Raw genomic sequence first — 21,609 nt, forward strand, 5'->3', positions numbered from 1 at the left:
TCAGCGGACCAGTTCCCGCATCGCCTGATCGATGCCTTCGAGGTTGAGCGGATACATGCGGTCGGAGAAGAGCTGCCGCATGAGGGCGATGGATTGCGTATAGCCCCAATGGGGCTTCGTCACGGGGTTCAGCCACACCGCCTTGGGGAAGTGGCCGAGGAGACGTTGCAGCCATACCTGACCCGGCTCCTCGTTCCAATGCTCCACGGAGCCGCCGGGCATGGTGATTTCGTAGGGGCTCATGGAGGCATCACCCACGAACACCACGCGATAGTCGGACGGATAGGTGCGGATCACGTCGAGGGTCGGGATGACCTGATCGAAGCGGCGACGGTTTTCCTTCCAGAGATTCTCATAGACGCAGTTGTGAAAGTAGAAGTGCTCAAAGTGCTTGAATTCGAGCCGTGCTGCGGAAAAAAGCTCCTCCGCGATCTCGATGTGCCAGTCCATGGACCCGCCGACATCGAGAAAGAGCAAAACCTTCACCGCGTTGCGCCGCTCGGGCCGCAGGCGAACATCGAGATAGCCTTTGTGGGCGGTCTCGTGGATCGTCTCATCGAGGTCGAGTTCCTCCGCCGCGCCAGTGCGGGCGAAGCGGCGCAGGCGGCGGAGTGCAACGCGCATGTTGCGCACGCCGAGTTCGACGGTGTCGTCGAAATCCTTGAACTCGCGCTTGTCCCAGACTTTCACGGCGCGGAAGTTGCGGTTCTTGTCCTGGCCGATGCGGATGCCTTCGGGGTTGTAGCCGTACGCGCCGAAAGGTGAGGTGCCGGCGGTGCCGATCCACTTGTTGCCGCCCTGGTGCCGTCCTTGCTGCTCCTTCAAGCGCTCTTTGAGTGTCTCAAAAAGCTTATCCCAGCCCATGGCTTCGATCTGGCGCTTTTCCTCATCGGTGAGGTAGCGCTCTGCGAGCTTGCGCAGCCACTCTTCGGGGATCCCGGCTTCTATCGCCTGAGCCAGATTCTCGAAGCCCTTGAAGACACGGCCAAAGACCTGGTCGAACTTGTCGAAATGGCGCTCGTCCTTCACCAGGCAGGCGCGGGATAGATAATAAAAGTCCTCCACCTTCTTGTCGGCGAGGTCCTTCTCCAGCGCTTCGAGCAGGGACAAGTATTCCCGCAATGAGACCGGAATCTTTGCTGCGCGCAGCTCCGTGAAGAAGGTCAGGAACATGGCTCACTTGCCAACCGTGCGCCGCGCCCTGAACTCGACCCGCTCGGGATCGCGCCGCGTGTTGCTCTGGCGCAGGATGGCCCTGAACTCGTCGCGCCGCTCGTGAATGGAGGCGATGACGAGGCCCATCGGCACGCCGATATCGGTCAGCACCGCCTCGCTCAGTTGCAGCGAAGCCTCGATGGTTTCCGGCACTGCGTCGTCGACGCCGAGTTCGTAGAGCTGCGTCGCGTGCTTCGCGTCCCTGGCGCGGGCGACGATGGTGATGTCGGAACGCTCCGTCCGTGCCGCCGCCACCACGCCCTCGATGGCGGTCGGCGTGTCGAGCGTCACGACGAGCGCCGGCGCGCGGTCGATGCCGCAGGCGCGCAGGAACTCCGGATAGGAGCCGTCGCCGAAATAGACCGGCTTGCCCGCCTTGCGCTGCGCTGCGACCCGCGCGGGGTCGATGTCGATGGCGAGATAAGGAATCTTGTGGCGTTCCAGCATGTCCGCCACCAGCTGGCCGACGCGCCCGTAGCCCGCGACGATGACGCGGCCCACCTCGTCGGCGGGCGGCGGCGTCGCGGCCTCTGGATCGAGCGCCTGCGGCTTCTCAAGGCGGCGGCTCAAGGGCCGGCTGACGCGGGCGAGGATCGGAATGGCGATCATGGTGAGCGTGATCACCAGAAGAATGCTCTGGCCCACATGCGTGGGAACAAGCCCAGCCGCCATGGCGCTGCCGATGATGACGAGGCCGAATTCGCCGCCGGGGCCAAGCAGAAGGCTCATCTCGGCAGACTCGGCGGCGCTCAGGCCGAAGGGGCGGGCGAGCGCGAAGATGATGCCGCTCTTGATGACGATGAGCAGGGACGCCACCGCGAGGATCAGCAGCGGCTCTGCAAGAAAACGCGACACGTCGAGTCGCATCCCCACCGAGACGAAGAACACGCCGAGCAGCAGCCCCTTGAACGGCTGGATCGTAGCATCGACCGCGCGGCGATATTCGGTCTCCGCGAGCAGCACGCCTGCAATGAACGCGCCCAGCGCCATGGACAGGCCGCTCACCGCCGCGATCAGGCTGGTCACGAGCACCACGAGCAGGCTCGCCGCCATGAAAAGCTCGGAACTCTTGGTCGCCGATACGAGCTGGAAGAACGGACGCAGCACGACGCGTCCGAGCCCAACCAGGAGCGCCAGCGCCAGAGCCGCTTGCAGCAGCGCGCCGGCGAAAGAGGAGGCCGTCACCTCCGGCTGGCCCGTATCGAGCACGGCGATGGTGAACAGGATCGGCGCGACGGCAAGATCCTGGAAGAGCAGGGCGGAAAAGCTCGCGCGCCCCGCCGCTGTCTTGAGCCGCCGTTGCTCCACCATGACCGGGATCACGATGGCGGTAGAGGACAGGGCAAGCGCTAGGCCCACAATCGCTGCCCCCGCGACCGAGCCGATGGACTTGAAAGCGAGAAGGCCCAGCGCCAGCGCGCACAGTGCCACCTGCAGCGATCCGAATCCGAACACCAGCCGTCGCAACGTGCGCAGACGTTGCCAGGAGAGTTCAATGCCGATGGTGAAGAGCAAAAATACCACGCCGAATTCGGCGAGGACGGACGTTCCTTCCTGGTTGGACAGGGTTAGCCAGCCGACCCAGGGATGCGACGGCACCAGCTTTCCTAGCCCATAAGGCCCTAGAAGCGCGCCCACTCCGAGAAACCCGAGCACGGGGCTGATTCTCAGGCGATGAAAGAGCGGAACGACGACGGCCGCCGTTGCCAAGAAAAGAATGGGTTCCTGATAGGAATGCAGATCTAACGCAACTGCCATAAGCTCCGTCCGGTTCAGGCCATCATGGGGACAGGAACGGCCCAAGCGCAAGGTTGAATTCTGTGCATCTTGAAAAGCTTAGCTTCAGGCCGATGCACAGGGGATGAACGGGTGGGACGAGGCGGGGAGGGGGCGGGCGGCGCGAGGGTGAGGCCTCTCCTCGCCCTTGCGGGGAGGAGTTGGAGGTGGGGGCGGAAAGTCAGAGCGTAGGGCTGGACCGTCAGAGCGCTCACGGGCTCATCTCGAGGGATCCAGCGCGGCCGGTCAAAGACGTATGGCCGGGTCAGGCCCCGATCTCGCTGCCACAAAAGTAAGTTTGTTTTCTGTTCCTGAAAGCAACCTTTGTATATTTTCCCTGTGCTTGAAAATAACAATAAGCGCTATTAGGAATGCAAATATTTGAAAATAAAAAGTATTGTCAAACACAGGTATGACTGAAAGAACCACAAAAAGCATTGTGGCGCATATTGTGCCTAAAGACACATAACGGGTTAATGCTACTATTATTACAAAAGAGCCAAGGCATATAAGAGCCATAACCCAGTCAATCATAAACAGCACAGTCACTGCTGTAAGTGCTCCCTTTCCTCCTTTAAACCTAAAATATACCGGCCAGTTATGCCCCAGAATCGCTCCTGCGCCTGCTGCTAAGAGGCTTACGCAATTGATCGCGCCTCCCGAAGAAGCATAGACGCCGAGGCGCAGCCCAATTAAACAGGCAATTATCCCTTTTAAAATATCTCCTGCGAGGACAAACACCGCAGCAGATTTCCCAAGTACCCTCAAGGTATTGGTGAGCCCGGCATTTTTGCTTCCGTGGCTTCTTATGTCCTTGCCGTATATTTTCCCTACAATCACAGCTGTATTAAGGCTGCCTAAAAGGTAGCCAAAGGCTAAGGCCGCAAAGATTTTTAAGCCCTCAATCATCAAACTTGTCCCTTGTTACCTGCCAGCTCGTGGGATTGCGGCTTGATGAGATCGAGGCCGCGTAGATCAATTTGTCAGATCCTGCCGCGGGGGAGGGGAGCCGCCTGAGCGACTCCCCTCGTTTTTTACCCCAGCGTCGCCAGCGCCTGTGCGAAATCGGCCACCAGATCGTCCGGGTGCTCGATGCCGATGGAAACGCGGATCGTCGCGTCGGTGACGCCGAGGCGATCGCGGGTGGCTTTCGGCACGCCGGAATGGGTGGTCGACGCCGGGTGGGAGATGAGGGACTCCGTTCCGCCCAAGCTCACCGCGAGCTTGAAAACCTGAAGGGCGTTGAGCACCTTGAAGGCCTCCGCCTCGCCGCCCTTCACGTCGAAGGAGAAGGTCGAGCCGGGGGCATCGCTCTGCGCCTCGTAGACCTCTTTCGCGCGGGAGCCTTCCGGCAGATAGGCGAGGTGGTGCACCTTCACGACGTTGGGATGCTCGTGCAGGAATTTGGCGACGATCTCCGCGTTGTGGTTCGCGGCCGACATGCGCAAAGCCAGCGTTTCGAGCGAACGGCCGATCATCCAGCAGGAATGCGGATCGAGCTGTGTGCCGATGGCGGAGCGCAGCAGGCGCACGGTCTTCATCAACTCCTTGGAGCCGAGCGCCGCGCCGGCAATCAGGTCCGAATGGCCGCCGACATACTTTGTCAGCGAATAGACCGAGATGTCAGCCCCATCGCGCAGCGGCTTCTGGAAAAGCGGGCCGAGCAGCGTGTTGTCGCACACGATGATGGGCCGGTGCCCCTGAACTGCTGCGATCTCGTCGGCGATGGTCTTGATCAACGCCACGTCGACCAGCGTGTTGAGCGGGTTCGAGGGCGTTTCGATCATGATGATGGCAACGCGGCCCTTGCCTTGTGCCTCCTTCGCTGCGGCGCGGATGCTGTTACCGTCGACGCCATCGGCGAAGCCGACGGCCTTGATGTCGAGATTGGCGAGCGTCTTGGCGATCAGCGTCTCCGTGCCGCCGTAAAGCGGCTGCGAATGCAGGATTACATCGCCCGGCTTTGCGAAGGCGAGAATGGTGGTGGAGATCGCCGACATACCAGAGGAGAACAGAAGGCCCGCTTCCGCTTCCTCGAAGATCGCAAGGCGGTCTTCGACGATTTCCGCATTCGGGTGATTGAAGCGCGAATAGACGAGACCCGCCGTCTCGCCCTTCGGCGGTTCGCGGCGTCCGGCGACGTAGTCGAAAAACTCCTTGCCGTGCTCGGCGCTGGTGAACACGAAGGTGGAGGTCAAAAAGACCGGCGGCTTGACCGCGCCCTCGGAAAGGGTCGGATCGTAGCCATAGCCCAGCATCAGCGTTTCGGGCTTGAGCTTGTGATTCCCGATCCGGTCCTTGTGGTAACGGTTATAAGGCATGGGGCGCTCCTTGATATCTTTCTGATTGCGAGCTTATCAGCCTTCGCCGCCGATGGCTCTCCTCAAAGAGACGCCCTTTCGGGGTTGCGACGAGGGGTGCCGGGCTTCTCGGCTGCAACCGGCGGTGTTGTTTTTTCAAGAAAAAGCACGGGTCGCTGCCGGTCCGACGGCGTGCTGAGGGCGGAATCGATCGTCACAACGCTCCACAGGCTTTGATTGCGCGGACTAACCCATGCGATGCTGCGATAGGGCGTCGCCAAGGCCAGCACCGCAAGGCGCAGGTCCACGCCCATCGTATCAAGATGTCTCAGATAAGCGGCAGTAAAGCGATGGAGGCCCTCCACGCTGTTCTGGTCCATCGGCTTGGATTCCGATTTCTTTTCCTTGCTGTTCTCTTGGCCGTTCTCTTGCTTGAGCAGGAAGTCAGGCATCCAACTATGAACGCCCAATCTGGAATCCTTCGGCATGCTGCGGGTGGTGCCGCCAACATAGGCGACGACACAGGCCGAGGCGCACGTGCCGGGATCGATCTCAACCTCGCCGTTGCGGATGACGGCACGTCCGACGATCGTCTTGGCTTTCAGGATTCGCAGGGTTTCCCCGAGCTTCCCCGCCGCCGTCATGCTGCCGCCGGGCGAATCGAAGATGAAATAGACCTTCTTCTTGAACCGGCCGCGCCAGACGAAGTCGTAATAGGCCTTGGTCGTGTTCTTGCTGAAGGTGCCGGAGACCTGCACGATGCTGCAATCATCGCAGATCGAGGACGTATCGAGAGCGGTGAAGGTCAGCTCGCGGCGGCGATCGTCTTTTCCTTTGTCGTCCTGAGCCTGGGCGTTGCCGGACGCAAGGACGAGAAAGGCGACTACAAACGCAAACAGCAAAAAGGGCATGGACACCATTCCGAAACGGTCGCCTCATGCTGGTCCAAGACAAAGAGAAATGAAAGAGTGTTTCAATCGACGAAACTGACTTGTCCCGACCGCGCTCTTTCCGCATCTTCACGGGCCATGAGAGAGGAACCGCTTGATGCGCTTTGAGGGCACGGAAACATATGTGGCGACCGAAGACCTGACGGTGGCCGTCAATGCGGCGATTGTGCTGGAGCGTCCGCTTCTAGTGAAGGGCGAGCCCGGCACCGGCAAATCGGTGCTGGCGGAGGAAATCGCCAAGGCTCTCAACGCGCCGCTTCTGACCTGGCACATCAAGTCCACCACCAAGGCCCAGCAGGGACTTTATGAATACGACGCGGTGTCGCGCCTGCGCGACAGCCAGCTCGGCGACAGCCGTGTGTCCGACATCCGCAACTACATCAAGCGCGGCAAGCTGTGGGAGGCGTTTGCGTCCGAGGCGCGGCCGGTGCTGCTCATCGACGAGATCGACAAGGCGGATATCGAGTTTCCGAACGATCTGCTGCTCGAACTCGACCGCATGGAGTTCCACGTCTACGAGACTGGCGAGACGGTGAGGGCTTTGAGGCGGCCCATCGTCGTCATCACCTCCAACAACGAGAAGGAATTGCCGGACGCCTTTTTGCGCCGCTGCTTCTTCCATTACATCAAGTTTCCGGATGCGGAGACAATGGCCCAGATCGTCGAGGTGCATTATCCCGGCATCAAGCGTCGCCTGATCGAGGAGGCTTTGAAGATCTTTTTCGATGTCCGCGAGGTGCCGAGCTTGAAGAAAAAGCCTTCGACCTCCGAACTGCTCGATTGGCTCAAGCTTCTCGTCTCCGAGGATATCGGCCCCGAGCAATTGCGCGAGCGCGACACGCGAAAGCTCATCCCGCCGCTTCATGGAGCGCTTTTGAAGAACGAGCAGGATGTGAGCCTGTTTGAAAAGCTCGCTTTTATCGCGCGGCGGGAGCGCTGAATGGCCATGCGTCGTCTGCTTCTCCTTCGCCACGCCAAGTCCGATAGGCCGCCGGGCCTGCTCGATTTCGACAGGCCGCTTGCCAGGCGCGGGCAGGAGGCGGCGACGTTGATGGGGAAATATCTGAAACACGAGAAGCTGCGGCCCGATCTCGTGCTGTTGTCCCCGTCGAAGCGCACGGAACAGACCTGGACATTCGTCGAGCCTCATGTGGGAGGAGAACCGGAGATCCGTCGTGAGCGGCGCATCTATGAGGCTCCCGTCGCCACGCTTCTCAAGGTCCTGCACGCGGTGGAGCCTGAGTTCCACGACGTGCTGATGATCGGCCACAATCCCGGCTTCGAGGACCTCGCGACGTTTCTCATCGGCCATGGCGAGAGGGATAACGTTCACCGCATCGCGCTGAAATATCCGACCGCCGGCCTCGCGGTGATCGACTTTGCCCATGGGAAATGGGCCGAGATCGGAGCGCGGCAGGGCCGCCTCGAGCGCTTCGTGACGCCGAAATCCTTGGGCTCCGACGAGGACGATTAGCGAACCTTTCGGGGTGAGCGTCGTTCTGCCTGAACGCTCCGACGAGGGAGTCCAGGTTGCGTCATGACGCCCCAAACCTTCCTTGCGCTGCTGCTCGCACTGCGCGCCGCTCTGCCAGGCGAGCCGGTCCGGCGGGGTCAAGATGCGCCTCCGCCCGGTGAGGGGGTGCGGGCGTTTCCGGTGCGCTATGAGGCCGAGAATCGTGCAGTGACGAACTGGCGGCTCGAGGCCGCCGAGGCGCTGGAGCCGAAGCCGGTCGCGCTTCTGGCCTCGCTCCTCAGTCTCGAACGGCCTTTCGTGACGCGCTGCGTCAAGCTCAACAACTATTGGTGCATCAAGAGCGCCCGGTGGGATGGCGAGATCGCCACCGACAAGGACGGGCATGTGGGCTTCGCCTCTGCCGATCAGGGGGCGAATGCGGCGGTCGCCCTGCTACGGCGCTATTATCTTCAGTTCAGGCGAAAATCCGCCCTCGACATCGTGCGGCGCTGGGCCCCGCCGGAATGCGGCGTCGCCACAAGCATCGGCGGCCTCGCATCGTTGGCGGTGAACGGCATCGGCAATACGCTGCGGGCGCGCTATCTCGCCTCCCATCGTATCGGTCAGGTGACCCAGACGAGCGCGGTGGCCAAGATTTCGGGGGCATCGCTGCCGACACCGCCGGCGCGACCAGCCCGCCCAGCACCGCCACGCGTGTCGGTCGTGCCGCTGGCGCACCTGCCGGAATATCATGTGCCGGATATCGCGGAGGGCATGGGCGAGCATCGAAGGCTGCCTCCGCAGCAACCGCGGTCTTTGCGGCAGGCGAGGGCGCAGCCTCAAGCGAGGCCGGTGGCTCAAACGCCGCCACCCTTGCCGACGCCGCGTCCGAAGCCCCCGGTCAAGGTCGCCGAGGCCGTCCCGACCTGCGCGCCGGATGAGCAGCGCCTGCGCAACTATGCCAACGCCATCGTGGAGGGCCTCGGCATCGGGCCGACCGACGATCTCAAGCTTTTTGCGGATGACGGCACGCCTTTGCCGAACTTGAGCCCGGTCATGCTCGCCATGTCGGGCTTCGAGCTTGGGCTTCTGCGTGCGAGTTCCGATCTTGTGGACAGGGCGATCCAGCATGTAGCCCGCAAGGCCGAGGCTGAGGCGAAGACCAGGACGGCGCAGGATTGACGGCCTTCGTCTTGCGCGCCTGCCGGTCAGGCCCCACCTTCAAGCGTGGCTTGAGAGAACAGGTTTATTGTCGTGTCCGTGATCACCGACCTCGCTTCCCGCGCCGGATCAGCCGCGCAATCGCTGTGGGAAGCCTCCGGACAGTTGATCCAGCCTTCGCTGCGCCTCGGCGTGACGGGCCTCGCGCGCTCCGGCAAGACGGTGTTCACGACGGCTTTGGTGCATCATCTGACGCGCGGCACGAACCTTCCGGCCTTTCGCGCCTCCGCCGAGGGGCGCATCAGGCGGGCGCATCTGGCGCATCAGCCGGATGATGCGATTCCCCGCTTTCCGTACGAAGAGCACATGGCGGCGCTGACCGAAGGCCGCCGCTGGCCGCTTTCCACCAGCCGCATCAGCGAGCTGCGCGTCGATATCGAATACGAGCGCAAGACCGGCTGGCGCACGGGGACCGCGTCGCTCGCCCTCGACATCGTGGATTATCCCGGCGAATGGCTGCTCGATCTGGCGCTGCTGGAGGCGGGTTATGCGCAATGGTCGAAGCAGACCATCGAGGCGAGCTATCGCGGCGACCGTGCCCGCGTCGCCGGGCCGTGGCACGCGGCTCTGAAAACCTTCGATCCCGCAGGCCCCGCCGACGAGGTTCTGGCGGCGAAAGCGAGTGACTCCTTCAAGGAATACCTCACCGCATTGCGTGCTGGCGAAGAGGCGGTGGCGACGACCCCGCCGGGGCGGTTCCTCATGCCGGGCGACCTTGCCGGTTCGCCCGCTCTGACCTTCGCGCCGCTCGATCTGCCATCTGGCCAACCCATCGCGCCAGGGAGTTTCGCGGCGCTCATGGAGCGGCGGTTCGAGGCCTACAAGACCCATGTGGTGAAGCCGTTCTTTCGCGATCACTTTCAGCGCATCGACCGGCAGATCGTGCTGGTGGACGTGCTCGCCGCCATCGATGCCGGGCCTGCTGCGTTGGCGGAACTGGAAGAAGCGCTTGATCAGGTGCTCATGGCTTTTCGCATCGGGCGCAACACCCTCATGTCGCGGCTCTTTTCGCCGCGCGCCGATAGGGTTCTGTTTGCCGCGACCAAGGCCGACCACATCCACCACACGGATCATGACAGACTCGATGCGATCCTGCGTCTTCTCGTGAACCGCGCCGCACGGCGCACGGAGGCGGCCGGCGCGCGTGTCGGCACGGTGGCGCTGGCTTCGGTGCGCGCGACGCGCGAAACCACGATCCGCGAAGGGCGCGAGACCTTGCGCGCGGTGGCGGGCACGCCCGAAGCGGGCGAGCGTGTCGGGGATGAGGTTTTCGACGGCGAGGCCGAGGCGGCAATCTTTCCCGGCGAATTGCCGGAGACGGCGGAAGAGGTCTTTCAGGGCGCGGTGCCGCCGGGCTCACTTCGCTTCCCGCGTTTCAGGCCGCCAAAACTTGCCGTCGATGCGGCGGCCCGCATGGCCAAGATGCCCCATATCCGCCTCGACCGCGCCCTTGAATTCCTGCTGGGGGACCGTTTCGCATGACCCGCCGACCCCGCGCCTTCCGCCTCGACGATCCGAATGTGGAAAGCGGCGCGATCCAAGTGACGGAAGAACCTTTCGACGCCATCGAGGCCGCCGATGGCATCGTCGTGCCAATGGGCGAGAAACGCCGCGCCCCGTGGGTCGGCATTCTGCTCTCGGCCCTCTCAGGGTTGATCGTGCTGGGCTTAGGCCTCGGCATCGAAAGGCTGATCGTCGATCTTTACGCCGTTGCACCCTGGCTCGGCTGGGTGGCGCTGGCGCTCACCGCCATCGCGGCGCTGGCGTTTGCGGTCATCATCGGCCGCGAATTTTTAGGCATCTGGCGGGAGAAGAAGATCGAGCGTCTGCGTGAAGCCACCGTCGACGCGCTCTCCGTCAAGGACCACAAGGCCGCCAAGGGCATCGTGGCCGATCTTGTCGACCTTTATGGCGGGAGAGCCAGCGCCGTGCAGGGAAGTGCGCGGCTCAAAGGTCTTTCGGACGAGATCATCGACGCCGATGACCGCCTTGCGATTGCCGAGCGCGAGCTTCTGGCTCCCCTCGATGCGCAGGCCAAGCGCGCCATCGCGGCGGCGGCGAAACAGGTCTCACTGGTCACGGCGGTGAGCCCGCGCGCCATCGTCGACGTGGCGTTCGTGATCTTCGCCGCCGTGCGTCTGCTGCGGACGCTGGCGCGGATTTATGGCGGGCGGCCAGGGCTCTTCGGGTTCCTGCGACTCGCGAAAGCCGCCTTCAATCATCTCGCCGTCACCGGCGGCATGGCGGTGGGCGACAGCCTCATGCAGCAGGTGCTGGGCCTCGGGCTTGCCGCCCGCATTTCCGCGAAACTGGGGGAGGGGGTGCTGAACGGCCTGATGACCGCCCGATTCGGTTTGGCGGCACTCTCCGTCTGCCGCCCGCTGCCCTTCATCCGCGAGGAGCCGCCGAAAATCGCCGACGTTGCCGGAGAACTGGCGAAACGGGCGGAATCGGCAGCGGTTTGAGAGTCTGCCACGGCAACGCTTTGCTGTTTCAAAAGTTGACGTGCGGCATTCATTCCCGCACAAGGACGCCCTTCAAGGCGCGCAGGGGAGCGTGACGCGCCGTTCAAGGACGTTCGGCGATGCTCTTCAACTCGTTCATCTTCCTGTGCGGCTTTCTGCCGATTGCGCTTCTTGTGCACTGGCTCGTCGAGCGGTTCCGCCCCGACTGGCGGCTGCCGGTGCTGCTGCTTCTGTCGCTGGGTTTCTACAGCTATTGGGATTGGCGTTTTGCACCGCTGCTCGTCGCTTCGGTGGTGATCAATTGGTTTGTGGCTGAAGCCTTCATGCGCTCGGGGCGGGATATTCTGATCCCGCTTGCGATCACTGCGAACCTGATCGTTCTGGCGATCTTCAAATATTTCAATTTCTTCGCTGACATGGCGAACCTGATTCCGGGCCTGCAGGCGTCTCACTGGGACCTAGCGCTGCCGCTCGGCATCTCCTTCTTCACCTTCCATCACATCATGTATTTGACGGATTTGAAGAAGGGCAAAGCGCCTCGCTACGATCTCGTCCGCTATGGCCTTTACATCGCCTTCTTCCCGCAGGTTCTCGCAGGGCCCCTGGTGCGCTGGAGCGAGATCATGCACCAGTTTGAGGAGCGGCCTTATCAACGCCCCGACGCGGAAGAACGTTTCGCGCGCGGCCTGATGCTCCTCGTCGTCGGCCTCGCCAAGAAGGTGTTTCTGGGCGACCAGCTGGCGGACTACACCAACGCCATTTTTCAGATCGCGCAGACCGGCGGCCCGATTGGCGTGGGCGAGGCACTGCAAGGCGCGTTGGGCTTCACCTTCCAGGTCTATTTCGACTTCTCCGGCTACACCGACATGGCGCTCGGCATAGCGCTGATGTTCGGCGTTGTGCTGCCCCAAAACTTCGATGCGCCGTATCGCGCCACGTCGCTGCAGGATTTCTGGCGGCGCTGGCACATGACCCTCTCGCGTTTCTTGCGCGACTACCTCTACATCGCGCTCGGCGGCAGCCGGAAAGGCTTGGTCATCCAGCTTGCCGCGCTGACGGCGACGATGGCGCTTGGCGGACTGTGGCACGGCGCGGGCTGGACCTTCGTGGTGTGGGGCGCGCTGCATGGCGTGGGCCTGAGCGCCGCAGTGCTGTGGCGCAAGGCGGGGCTCACCATGCCGAGTATCCTCGGTTGGGCTTTGACCTTCACCTTCTTCGTGTTGACGTTGCTTATTTTCCGCTCCGGCAGCTTCGAGGTGGCAGCGCACATGTACAAGGGGCTGTTCGGCTTCGGCGCGGAGGGCTTCAATATCAAGTGGCGCGCGCTCGTGCTGGCCGCGGCGATTTCGATGATCGGCCCGACCTCCTGGACCGTGATACACAAGCTGCCCGCGAATCGTTGGGTCGCGATTGCTTTCGCGGTTCTCTTCACGGTCGTGCTGTTCAAAATCGGTGACGATGCGAACTATGAATTCATCTACTTCCAGTTCTAAGTCCACATCCTGGCGGGGTTTCTCGATCACGCTTCTGGCCGCGACGGCTGTCATCGTCAGCGCCATCGTCGGTCTGGCCTATGTGGTCGATCCCTATGACACCGGGCGCTCGCCTCTGTTCTCCAAGGCGGGCGTGCGGCCGCAGGGACCGCGCACGGCCAATCCGAGCCGGGGCCGCGATCCCGTCTTCAACGCCATGATCTCGGGCAATTCGCGCATCCAGATGCTCTCGCCCGAGAAGCTGAATGAGGCGACCGGGCTCAATTTCGTCCAGCTCTCGGTGCCGGGCTCGGGTCCGAAGGAGCATCTGACGCTGATCGAGTGGTTCCTGCGCCATCGCCAAGAGCCACCGAAGGCGCTGGTGGTGAGTGTCGACGATCTCTGGTGCACGTCCGATCCGGCCTTGCCGAACGACAAACCGTTTCCGTTCTGGCTCTACAGCACCGACCCGCTGGAATATGCGCGCGGCCTCGTGCGCTACGACATTCTGGAGGAGATGCCGCGCCGCTTCACCTATGTGTTCGGCAAGAAGGCGGAGCGCGCGCGCCCGGACGGCTATTGGGACTATGAGCCCGAATACATCCGCCTCGGCTACACGACGAAGCCGGAGATCCGGAAGCGGCTTGAGCAGACACCCCACGCTAAGGATCCGCGCCTGGAGCGCGACCCGATGGAGGGCAGGCGGCAATTTCCGGCCATCGAGCGGCTGAAGGACATCGCCCTGTCGCTGCCGAAAGACACACCACTCGTCCTCATCATGCCACCCGCCTACAAGAACCTGATGCCGCTGCCCAACACCGAGGCCGCCTTCATCGACCGGGCCTGCAAGACCGCCGCGGCTTCCGTCGCGCAGGTCCACGGCAAGACGGCGGTGGTGGATTGGCGCGTCGACCGGCCCGAAAATCGCGATCCCGAGCTTTTCTTCGACATGATGCACTACCGGCACCCCATCGCGAGGGCGATGGAGGCGGATGTATCCGAGGCGCTGCGTCGGCTGCGTTGAATTTCAACCGGGTGCGGCAAATAGTTCTATTTTCGGCTGTTTCCTTGTTTCGTAACAGCCGAATGGCGAAGTATCTGGTCTTATTAGACAAAACGGTGACGCTGAAGTGCGTTGTCGGCGGCTTCGGTACACTATATACGGGCCGCACGGTTCATCGGGGATAGAACGGCCGAACATGACAGACATCGTAATCGATGAGGGTTATCGACCGACTGAGGACGAGCCCTTCATGAATGAACGGCAGCGGGAGTATTTCAGGCGAAAGCTTATCAGGTGGAAAGGCGATATTCTCAGGGAAGCTCAGGAAACCCTGGCGACCTTGCAGAGCGAGAACGAGAATCACCCCGATCTCGCGGATCGCGCCTCCTCCGAAACCGACCGCGCCATCGAGCTTCGCGCCCGCGACCGTCAGCGTAAGCTCATCGCCAAGATCGACGCCGCCCTCGCGCGGATCGATGACGGCTCCTACGGCTATTGTGAGGAAACCGGCGATCCGATTTCCCTCAAGCGGCTCGAAGCCCGCCCCATCGCGACCCTGTCGCTGGAAGCCCAGGAACGTCACGAGCGCAACGAACGCGTCTATCGCGACGACTAGAACGACAAGAATCCTCTCCTAGAAAAGCGAAAGGGCTCCGGTGACGGAGCCCTTTTTGTTGGTGCCGAGGAGGGGCCTTTCGACCTTACTCCTTCTTGCCGGGTTCCATGGGCCGGCCGAGCAGGCGGGCGAATTCCGCTTCGATCTCCTCGACGGAGAACGGATCGGCCGCCTTCTTGGCTGGCGCGGGCGCGGCAGGCTCGGCCGCTTTCGGCTGGACCGGAGACAGCGGAGCCTGGACAACCGGTTCGGGCTCGCTGACGAGATCCTCTTCCTCGAACTCGACCTTATGCGCGGGAGCAGCCGGGGCCGGCTCGAGAAGCTCGTCCTCGTCGATGGGCTCCGGCGCGCGGACCGGCTCGGGGGTCACCGGGGTCGCGGGGCGCTTCAGGGCCTCTTCGAGCTGCTTGGCCATGTCTGAGAGGATTGCCGCGTCGGGCGTCACCTTTTCAACCGGCGGGGGCTCGGGCACGCGGACCACTTCCGGCACGACCGGCGGCGGAGGCGGTGGGGGAGGAGCCCGGAAAGACGGCTGCGGAGGCGGAGGAGGCGGCGTGAAGCGTGGCTCCGCACGCGGGAAGATAGGCTCCGGCGCGGCAGGCGCGCTCGGGAAAGAAGGTGCCCTGGCCTCGGCGCGCAGCCCAGGGATACCCGCCGGGGCCGCTGCCGCCGGATGAGCAAGGGTGACCACGTCCGGCTTGAGCGCGGGCTCGGCATGGACCGGCAACGGCGCGGTGATTGAAGCGACGGGAGACAATTCCTCCTCGCTGTCGGATTCCTCCGACGGGCGCTTGATGAAGGCGCCGAGCTGGGCCGCAAGCTGTGTTTCGATGGACGGACGGCCCGACGGCTCGACCTGCGGGCGCGGGGCCTCGAGAGCCGGCTCGAACCGCTCCATGCCAGGTTCGCCGGCGGTCGGGGCCAGGCGAGCGCCGGCCACGCGGACGATATTGGTCTCGATCACCACGTCGTTCAGGCCGCCGATGAGGAGCAGGTGCTCCACGTTGTCCCGGCGCAGGAGCACGAGCTGGCGCTGACGGTCGAGATCGTAGATGTCGACCACGCCCAGGCGCGGCTGCCGGCTGCGGGCCCGGTCCTGGCCGGACAGCATGAGGCGCGCGCCCGTCAGTTTGCGCAGGACAAGACCAAAAAGCGCGACGAGGGCCAGGATGATCGCAAAGGCGATCAGGTATTGGGCCGCTCGTTCGATGCCAAATTGAGCTAACACGATGGACTCTCAAACATTGTGGAGGCCTTCCAGCCTGTTCCATTTTTCTGTACCACATCGAGCCGCAAGGCGAGTGGCAAGGTTAACAGATGGTTAACGCTGGCCTCCAACTGTGGATGGCGAAGCCGGGAAAACGCCCGAATCCGGCCTCAGGCGAGGCCGCGGGACCCCTACTACAGGACAGAATGTGGCTTTAGCAGGGTCAACCACAAGGAAGCGGACGGAACCGGTGTCACGCCTCTTGATGCAACCTTAGAGGTCGATCAATAAATTCCACCTATTGTCGCGGAAATCGCCATGCGTCGGTGCATGGTTCCGCAGCCTGGGCGGTACGGTACAGCTGCCGCCATTCCTTGGGGATACTGGATTTCGATGGCTCACGAGGGCGAAATGCCGAAGGCTTCGACGATCGACCGTTCCGAGCGGCCGGGCCATATCGGGCTGGTGCTGCTTCTGGCCTTGCTCCTCGTCGGCGCGATCCTCAGCCTGCGCTTCCTCGGCAACGAGCAGGCCCAGCCGCTGATTCTGGCGCTTCTGGCCCTGTTCGCCATGGCCGGCGTGTTCTTCCTCTTTGCCATCGCCATCGGCGTCGTCCACTTCGCCGGGCATGAGGCGCGCAACGATATTACCAAGATTATGGCCGATACGGCGGGCGAGGGGCTCGTGGTGGTCGAGGACGATGGGCGCGTCGTTTATGCCAATGAGAGCTACGTCTCCCTTGCGGGGCTGAGCAGCAGCGGCGACGTCCGGGCGGTCGAGCGGCTGTTCACCGGCGCACCGGAGGTGTCCGAGGCGATCTATCGCCTGGCCCAGTCCGCCCGCGAGCACCGGATGGGGGCGGAAGAAATCCGCCTCTCACCATCGCTCGACGGCGCACAGGAATTTGGCTGGTACCGCGTGCGCGTGCGGCCCCTGCCGCGCCCGGGCGGCCGCCAATCGGCGCTCTGGACCATCGCCGAGGTGACGCATGAGCGCGAGCGGCAGGAGAACGTCTTCCAGGAACTCCAGCACGCCATCGACTATCTCGACCACGCGCCCGCAGGCTTCCTCTCCATCGATCCCAACGGCGCGATCATTTATCTCAACGCCACGCTTGCCTCCTGGCTCGACTACGATCTCGCCCAGGTCGGCTCGGGCGGGCTCGCGCTTGCCGATATCCTGCCGCGCAACGTCGTGGCGATGATGATCTCGTTCTCCGGCGAGCCGGGCAGCGTGCGCACGGAAACCTTCGATCTCGACCTGCGCCGCCGCAGCGGCCAGTTCCTACCGGTGCGGCTCTATCATCGCATCGCCTTCGGGCAGGACGGGCGCATGGGCGCCTCCCGCACGCTCGTGCTCAACCGCTCTCCCGGCGTCGAGGTGGACGAGGGCCAGCGCGCGGCGGAGGTGCGCTTTGCCCGCTTCTTCAACAACACGCCCATCGCGATTGCGACCGTGAACAAGACGGGTCGCGTGGTGCAGGCGAATGCGCCGTTCACGCGCCTGTTCGTGACCCTGCCGCGCACGGGCGAGGGCGGTGAAGGGCCCTCCATCCTCGATGCGTTCCAGGACACTGACCGGGGGCAGATCGAGGCCGCGCTCAAAGCAGCGTCGGAGAACCGGGGCGACATCCAGCCGCTTGAACTGCAAACGGCGGGTGAGGCTGGCGGTGCGGTCCGCGTGTGGGTGACGCCGGTGGGCGAGACGGGGGCGGAGGGCGAGACAGCGATCCTCTACGGCCTCGACACCACGGATTTCCGCAAAGTCGAAGAACAGCTTGCCCAATCGCAGAAGATGAATGCGGTCGGCCAGCTCGCGGGCGGCGTCGCGCACGACTTCAACAACGTGCTGCAAGCGATCATAGGCTACAGCGATCTGCTGCTCGCCAACCACCGCCCGACCGACCCGTCCTTCCAGGACATCATGCAGATCAAGCAGAATGCCAACCGCGCCGCGAGCCTCGTGCGGCAGCTCTTGGCCTTCTCGCGGCGGCAGACGCTTCGTCCCGAGGTGCTCAACCTCAATGACCGCCTGCATGAATTGTCGATGCTCTTGAAGCGCCTGCTCGGCGAGCGGGTCGCTTTCGATCTCAGCCATGGCCGCGAGCTGTGGTTCGTGAAGGCGGACCTGAACCAGTTCGAGCAGGTGGTGATGAACCTCGCGGTCAACGCGCGCGATGCCATGCCGAACGGCGGAAAGCTCACCATCCGCACGGCGAATGTCGCCGCTGCCGAGGCGGCCCGCCTGAATGTAAACGGGATGCCCGCCGCCGACTACGTGATGGTCGAGGTGGCGGATTCCGGCACTGGCATCACGCCCGAAGTGCTGGGCAAGATTTTTGAGCCCTTCTTCACCACCAAGGAAGTCGGCAAGGGTACGGGCCTGGGACTCTCGACGGTGTTCGGCATCGTCAAACAGTCCGGCGGCTTCATCGACGTGGATTCGAAGGTGGGGCAGGGCACGACCTTCCGCATCTATCTGCCCCGCTACATTCCGGGCGCGGAGGAGATCCCTGAAGAGACCAAGGCCGAGACGGTCAAGAAGCCCGCCGCCGACATGACCGGCCAGGGCACCATCCTGCTGGTGGAGGACGAGGACCCGGTGCGCGCGGTCAACGCCCGCGCTCTCTCCGCGCGCGGCTACACGGTGCTGGAGGCCGCCTCCGGCGTCGAGGCGATGCAGGTGATCGAGGAGAGAGGAGCCCCGGTCGATCTCGTGGTGTCAGACGTGGTGATGCCGGAAATGGACGGCCCGACTCTGCTTGGCGAATTGCGCAAACTCTATCCGGACCTGAAGGTGATCTTCGTTTCCGGTTACGCGGAGGACGCCTTCCGCAAGAACCTGCCCGAAGGCGAAGAGTTCAATTTCCTGCCCAAGCCCTTCAGCCTGCGTCAGTTGGTGGAGACGGTGAAACAGGTCGTGGGGCGCTAACGCCCCGCGACCCCTTGGCCTCCCCAGATTTGCCAAGCCGGCTCCATTGCCGTCGCGCCTTCCCACAATAAAACTAACACCCTTGAGTGTGGCGGATCCCCAAACCGGGTGAGCCGCAGCGCGACGGGAGCCTCGATGGCGGCTGCGCACGCTGGCTCGTCGTGCTTCGCGGGTGGAGCTGAAGGCGCATGGGCGAGACAATTCTCGATTTTTTCTCCCGTCTCGACGCTGCGGTGCTTCATACATTGAGCGGGTGGGGGCAGATTTCGCCGCTCGCCAACAAGATCATCGTCGGGTTCCTCAACCTGAGTTCCGTCAAGATCCTGCCACTCGTCTCCGGGCTGTGGCTTCTCTGGTTCCGCAAGAACCACCATCCCAAGGACAAGCTCGCCGTCATCGCCGCGTTCGTATCGATGATGGTTGCGGTCGGCGTTGCCCGCATGGTCCAGAACGCGCTGCCCGCCCGCCCCAGGCCGCTTCATTCCGAGGATCTCGACTTTCTCTGGCCGCTGGGCATCGATCACGACGTCATGGAAAAGTGGGGGTCATTCCCCAGCGACCACGCAGCGCTCGCCTTCGCGCTCGCCATCTGCGTTTATCGCGCGTCACGACCCGGAGGGATCATCGCGTTCGCGTGGGCTCTTCTGGTTGTCAGCTTTCCGCGCCTCTTTGCCGGTTGGCACTACGCTAGCGACATCATCGGCGGAGCGATGATCGGGATCGTCGTGGGCTCTATCTTCACCCACAGTCAGCGCCTCGAGAAATTGCTGGTCGGCACGGCGCTGCGGCTGGAATCCCGCTTCACCGGGCTGTTCTATGCCGGCGCCTTCATCTTCTCCTACCAGATCGTGACCCTGTTCGACGATATTCGGAAGGTCGGGCGCGAGGCCGTCGAGTTGCTCCTGAAGGGGCATCTCTGAGAGAGGCCCGGATTTATTAATGAAATAACGTTTACATCAATGCGGGCCGGTTTTATGGATTGCCTCGATCCCAAAGGTTTGTCCCGCCAAGAGTTTCGCCATGTCCAGCATCGTTGCCGAGGCCCAGCGCCGTATCCCGGTGGCCTCCGAGGTCGTGTATCTCTGCATCGCCGATTACAAGAATCACCATGGGCAGTTCCTGCCGAAGGAGTTCATCGACTATCGCGTCGAGGAGGGCGGATTCGGCACCGGTACGGTCATCTCCTTCAAGGGGCGGTTCGCCGGCAACGTGCGGCATTTCCGGAACAAATGCGAAGAGACCGTTCCGGGCCGCGTTCTGGTCGAGCGCGATCAGCTGTCATCTCTCGTGACCACGACCACGATCACGCCCGAGGGCGAGGGCTGCACGGTGCAGTTCCGCACCGTCTGGGATGCGCAGGGCGGCATCACGGGACTGATGGAGCGGCTTTTTGCGCCCGCCATGCTGCGGCGCATCTTCTCCCGCGAGCTGGAACTCCTCGAAGACTACGCGAAGCGGCAGGCCAAGCAGGGCGCCTTCCCTTAAGCCTCAAAATCACCCCGCGAGAGCGATAGACCGTGCGGGTTATGCACAGGGCACAACCAAGCAAAACGCCTATTTGCGAAGGGAACAAAAAAAGAACTTGCGCCAAAGAACAAATCGGGTACGCATATTGCATCAACAACCCGCGTTGAGACTCAATCGCCCTCCGTGCCATAAGGACGTCTGGTTATGTCGCAGGCCTCTCTGAGACTGGTGGAAAGCTCATCAATGGATAAAGATAAGTCGAAAGCTCTCGACGCGGCGCTCTCCCAGATCGAACGCGCCTTCGGCAAGGGTTCGATCATGCGGCTGGGCAAGAACCAGCAGCCGGTGGAGATCGAAACCGTCTCGACGGGGTCGCTGGGCCTCGACATCGCGCTCGGCGTCGGCGGCCTGCCGCGCGGCCGCATCATCGAAATTTACGGGCCGGAATCGTCGGGTAAGACGACGCTTGCCCTGCACACCATCGCCGAAGCCCAGAAGAAGGGCGGCATCTGCGCCTTCGTGGACGCGGAACACGCGCTCGACCCGGTCTATGCACGCAAGCTCGGTGTGGCGCTCGACGATCTTCTGATCTCGCAGCCCGACACGGGCGAGCAGGCGCTCGAAATCGCCGACACGCTCGTGCGCTCCGGCGCGGTCGACGTGCTCGTGATCGACTCGGTCGCGGCGCTGACGCCCAAGGCCGAGCTCGACGGCGAGATGGGCGATGTTCAGCCCGGCCTTCAGGCCCGCCTCATGAGCCAGGCGCTCCGCAAGCTCACCGGTTCGATTTCGCGCTCGAAGACGATGGTGATCTTCATCAACCAGATCCGCATGAAGATCGGCGTCATGTATGGAAGCCCTGAAACGACGACGGGTGGCAACGCGCTGAAGTTCTACGCCTCCGTGCGCCTCGACATCCGCCGCGTCTCGACGCTCAAGGACCGCGACGACCCGATCGGCAACTCGGTCCGCGTCAAGGTGGTCAAGAACAAGGTCGCGCCGCCCTTCAAGCAGGTCGAGTTCGACATCATGTTCGGCGAAGGCGTCTCGAAGGTCGGCGAACTCGTCGACCTCGGCGTGAAGGCCGGCATCGTGGAAAAGTCCGGCGCGTGGTTCTCTTACGACAGCCAGCGCCTCGGCCAGGGCCGCGAGAACGCCAAGCAGTTCCTGCGCGACAACCCCGAGGTCGCGGGCAAGATCGAAGCCCTCATCCGCCAGAATGCCGGCCTCTTGGCCGACCGCATCTTGGAACACGCCACCCCGACCGCTGACGATCTCGACGAGGGTTCCGCCGATTAAGGCAGGCCCAACCGACGCGGAGGACGCAACCGGTCGTCCGCGCCGGGTCGTTTAAGTCAGTCATGCTTGCTCTCCTTCAAGGGCAAACAAGGGCCGCCGCGAGCGATCGCGGCGGTTTTTTCGTTGCTGGTAATGGCCGGGCTTGCCCGGCCATCCCGATCCGGGACCTCAATGCTGAGGGGGCAGGATCACCGGGACAAGCCCGGTGATGGCAAGAGAGCATGTCTCCCGTTG

The 21,609-nt window shown here is 63.1% G+C and carries 18 protein-coding genes; 12 read left to right on the top strand and 6 right to left on the bottom strand.

What is annotated here, in order from left to right:
• From HB375_RS07810 to HB375_RS07830, 5 genes are all read right to left on the bottom strand, one after another.
• Positions 1-1,173, bottom strand: coding sequence for a vWA domain-containing protein (locus HB375_RS07810; RefSeq protein WP_167672394.1), 1,173 nt, complete (start codon positions 1,171-1,173; stop codon positions 1-3).
• 3 nt (positions 1,174-1,176) lie between these two features.
• The gene (locus tag HB375_RS07815) at positions 1,177-2,973 is read right to left on the bottom strand and encodes a cation:proton antiporter domain-containing protein (RefSeq protein ID WP_167672395.1); all 1,797 of its coding nucleotides are present in this window, start codon (positions 2,971-2,973) and stop codon (positions 1,177-1,179) included.
• 264 nt (positions 2,974-3,237) lie between these two features.
• On the bottom strand, positions 3,238-3,900 hold the full coding sequence (gene plsY, locus HB375_RS07820; RefSeq protein WP_167672396.1) for a glycerol-3-phosphate 1-O-acyltransferase PlsY: 663 nt from the start codon (positions 3,898-3,900) through the stop codon (positions 3,238-3,240).
• Positions 3,901-4,025: 125 nt separating this feature from the next.
• Positions 4,026-5,312 (bottom strand): cystathionine gamma-synthase family protein, encoded by a 1,287-nt coding sequence (locus tag HB375_RS07825; RefSeq protein ID WP_167672397.1) that lies wholly within the window; start codon positions 5,310-5,312, stop codon positions 4,026-4,028.
• Between the two features lie 62 nt (positions 5,313-5,374).
• Positions 5,375-6,202, bottom strand: a complete 828-nt coding sequence (locus HB375_RS07830; RefSeq protein ID WP_167672398.1) for a COG3904 family protein — start codon at positions 6,200-6,202, stop codon at positions 5,375-5,377.
• A 136-nt stretch (positions 6,203-6,338) separates the two neighbouring features.
• On the opposite strand from HB375_RS07830, the gene HB375_RS07835 reads away from it, so the two are divergent.
• From HB375_RS07835 to dksA, 8 genes are all read left to right on the top strand, one after another.
• Positions 6,339-7,181 carry an AAA family ATPase gene (locus HB375_RS07835; RefSeq protein WP_167672399.1) on the top strand — a complete coding sequence of 281 codons (843 nt, stop codon included), beginning with the start codon at positions 6,339-6,341 and terminating at the stop codon, positions 7,179-7,181.
• Entirely contained in the window at positions 7,182-7,715 is a 534-nt protein-coding gene (locus HB375_RS07840; protein ID WP_246728384.1) for a SixA phosphatase family protein, read from the top strand. It abuts the gene before it with no gap.
• 63 nt (positions 7,716-7,778) lie between these two features.
• Positions 7,779-8,876, top strand: a complete 1,098-nt coding sequence (locus HB375_RS07845; RefSeq protein ID WP_167672400.1) for a hypothetical protein — start codon at positions 7,779-7,781, stop codon at positions 8,874-8,876.
• 72 nt (positions 8,877-8,948) lie between these two features.
• Positions 8,949-10,397: a YcjX family protein gene (locus tag HB375_RS07850; RefSeq protein WP_167672401.1), complete on the top strand. Its 1,449-nt coding sequence runs from the start codon at positions 8,949-8,951 to the stop codon at positions 10,395-10,397.
• Complete coding sequence (locus tag HB375_RS07855) at positions 10,394-11,380, top strand: YcjF family protein (RefSeq protein WP_167672402.1); 987 nt, start codon at positions 10,394-10,396, stop codon at positions 11,378-11,380. Before HB375_RS07850 ends, HB375_RS07855 begins: the two co-directional genes overlap by 4 nt.
• A 119-nt stretch (positions 11,381-11,499) precedes the next feature.
• Complete coding sequence (locus HB375_RS07860; RefSeq protein WP_167672403.1) at positions 11,500-12,873, top strand: MBOAT family O-acyltransferase; 1,374 nt, start codon at positions 11,500-11,502, stop codon at positions 12,871-12,873.
• Complete coding sequence (locus tag HB375_RS07865) at positions 12,848-13,876, top strand: hypothetical protein (RefSeq protein ID WP_167672404.1); 1,029 nt, start codon at positions 12,848-12,850, stop codon at positions 13,874-13,876. The genes HB375_RS07860 and HB375_RS07865 overlap by 26 nt, the downstream gene beginning before the upstream one ends.
• Before the next feature lie 175 nt (positions 13,877-14,051).
• A complete protein-coding gene (gene dksA, locus HB375_RS07870) occupies positions 14,052-14,471 on the top strand; it encodes an RNA polymerase-binding protein DksA (RefSeq protein ID WP_167672405.1) in 420 nt (139 codons plus the stop codon).
• An 85-nt stretch (positions 14,472-14,556) separates the two neighbouring features.
• On the opposite strand, the gene HB375_RS07875 is transcribed toward dksA, so the two are convergent.
• Positions 14,557-15,699: a hypothetical protein gene (locus tag HB375_RS07875; RefSeq protein ID WP_343232370.1), complete on the bottom strand. Its 1,143-nt coding sequence runs from the start codon at positions 15,697-15,699 to the stop codon at positions 14,557-14,559.
• Positions 15,700-16,071: 372 nt separating this feature from the next.
• Between HB375_RS07875 and cckA the strand changes: the two genes are divergently transcribed.
• The 4 genes from cckA (at position 16,072) to recA (ending at position 21,375) form a co-directional block, all read left to right on the top strand.
• Positions 16,072-18,609, top strand: a complete 2,538-nt coding sequence (gene cckA / locus HB375_RS07880; RefSeq protein ID WP_167672544.1) for a cell cycle histidine kinase CckA — start codon at positions 16,072-16,074, stop codon at positions 18,607-18,609.
• Between the two features lie 188 nt (positions 18,610-18,797).
• Positions 18,798-19,529, top strand: coding sequence for a phosphatase PAP2 family protein (locus tag HB375_RS07885; protein WP_167672406.1), 732 nt, complete (start codon positions 18,798-18,800; stop codon positions 19,527-19,529).
• A gap of 100 nt (positions 19,530-19,629) precedes the next feature.
• Positions 19,630-20,094, top strand: a complete 465-nt coding sequence (locus HB375_RS07890) for an SRPBCC family protein (RefSeq protein WP_167672407.1) — start codon at positions 19,630-19,632, stop codon at positions 20,092-20,094.
• Positions 20,095-20,280: 186 nt separating this feature from the next.
• Positions 20,281-21,375 (top strand): recombinase RecA, encoded by a 1,095-nt coding sequence (recA, locus tag HB375_RS07895; protein WP_167672408.1) that lies wholly within the window; start codon positions 20,281-20,283, stop codon positions 21,373-21,375.
• The last annotated feature ends 234 nt before the right edge of the window (positions 21,376-21,609 follow it).

The sequence above is a fragment of the Microvirga terricola genome, assembly GCF_011777495.1.
Lineage (GTDB): Bacteria > Pseudomonadota > Alphaproteobacteria > Rhizobiales > Beijerinckiaceae > Microvirga > Microvirga terricola.

Excerpts from the sequence above, each read along its gene's own strand:
- HB375_RS07810 (WP_167672394.1), bottom strand. The coding sequence starts at position 1,173 with ATGTTCCTGACCTTCTTCACGGAGCTGCGCGCAGCAAAGATTCCGGTC.
- HB375_RS07815 (WP_167672395.1), bottom strand. The coding sequence starts at position 2,973 with ATGGCAGTTGCGTTAGATCTGCATTCCTATCAGGAACCCATTCTTTTC.
- plsY (WP_167672396.1), bottom strand. The coding sequence starts at position 3,900 with ATGATTGAGGGCTTAAAAATCTTTGCGGCCTTAGCCTTTGGCTACCTT.
- HB375_RS07825 (WP_167672397.1), bottom strand. The coding sequence starts at position 5,312 with ATGCCTTATAACCGTTACCACAAGGACCGGATCGGGAATCACAAGCTC.
- HB375_RS07830 (WP_167672398.1), bottom strand. The coding sequence starts at position 6,202 with ATGCCCTTTTTGCTGTTTGCGTTTGTAGTCGCCTTTCTCGTCCTTGCG.
- HB375_RS07835 (WP_167672399.1), top strand. The coding sequence starts at position 6,339 with ATGCGCTTTGAGGGCACGGAAACATATGTGGCGACCGAAGACCTGACG.
- HB375_RS07840 (WP_246728384.1), top strand. The coding sequence starts at position 7,182 with ATGGCCATGCGTCGTCTGCTTCTCCTTCGCCACGCCAAGTCCGATAGG.
- HB375_RS07845 (WP_167672400.1), top strand. The coding sequence starts at position 7,779 with ATGACGCCCCAAACCTTCCTTGCGCTGCTGCTCGCACTGCGCGCCGCT.
- HB375_RS07855 (WP_167672402.1), top strand. The coding sequence starts at position 10,394 with ATGACCCGCCGACCCCGCGCCTTCCGCCTCGACGATCCGAATGTGGAA.
- HB375_RS07860 (WP_167672403.1), top strand. The coding sequence starts at position 11,500 with ATGCTCTTCAACTCGTTCATCTTCCTGTGCGGCTTTCTGCCGATTGCG.
- HB375_RS07865 (WP_167672404.1), top strand. The coding sequence starts at position 12,848 with ATGAATTCATCTACTTCCAGTTCTAAGTCCACATCCTGGCGGGGTTTC.
- dksA (WP_167672405.1), top strand. The coding sequence starts at position 14,052 with ATGACAGACATCGTAATCGATGAGGGTTATCGACCGACTGAGGACGAG.
- cckA (WP_167672544.1), top strand. The coding sequence starts at position 16,072 with ATGGCTCACGAGGGCGAAATGCCGAAGGCTTCGACGATCGACCGTTCC.
- HB375_RS07885 (WP_167672406.1), top strand. The coding sequence starts at position 18,798 with ATGGGCGAGACAATTCTCGATTTTTTCTCCCGTCTCGACGCTGCGGTG.
- HB375_RS07890 (WP_167672407.1), top strand. The coding sequence starts at position 19,630 with ATGTCCAGCATCGTTGCCGAGGCCCAGCGCCGTATCCCGGTGGCCTCC.
- recA (WP_167672408.1), top strand. The coding sequence starts at position 20,281 with ATGTCGCAGGCCTCTCTGAGACTGGTGGAAAGCTCATCAATGGATAAA.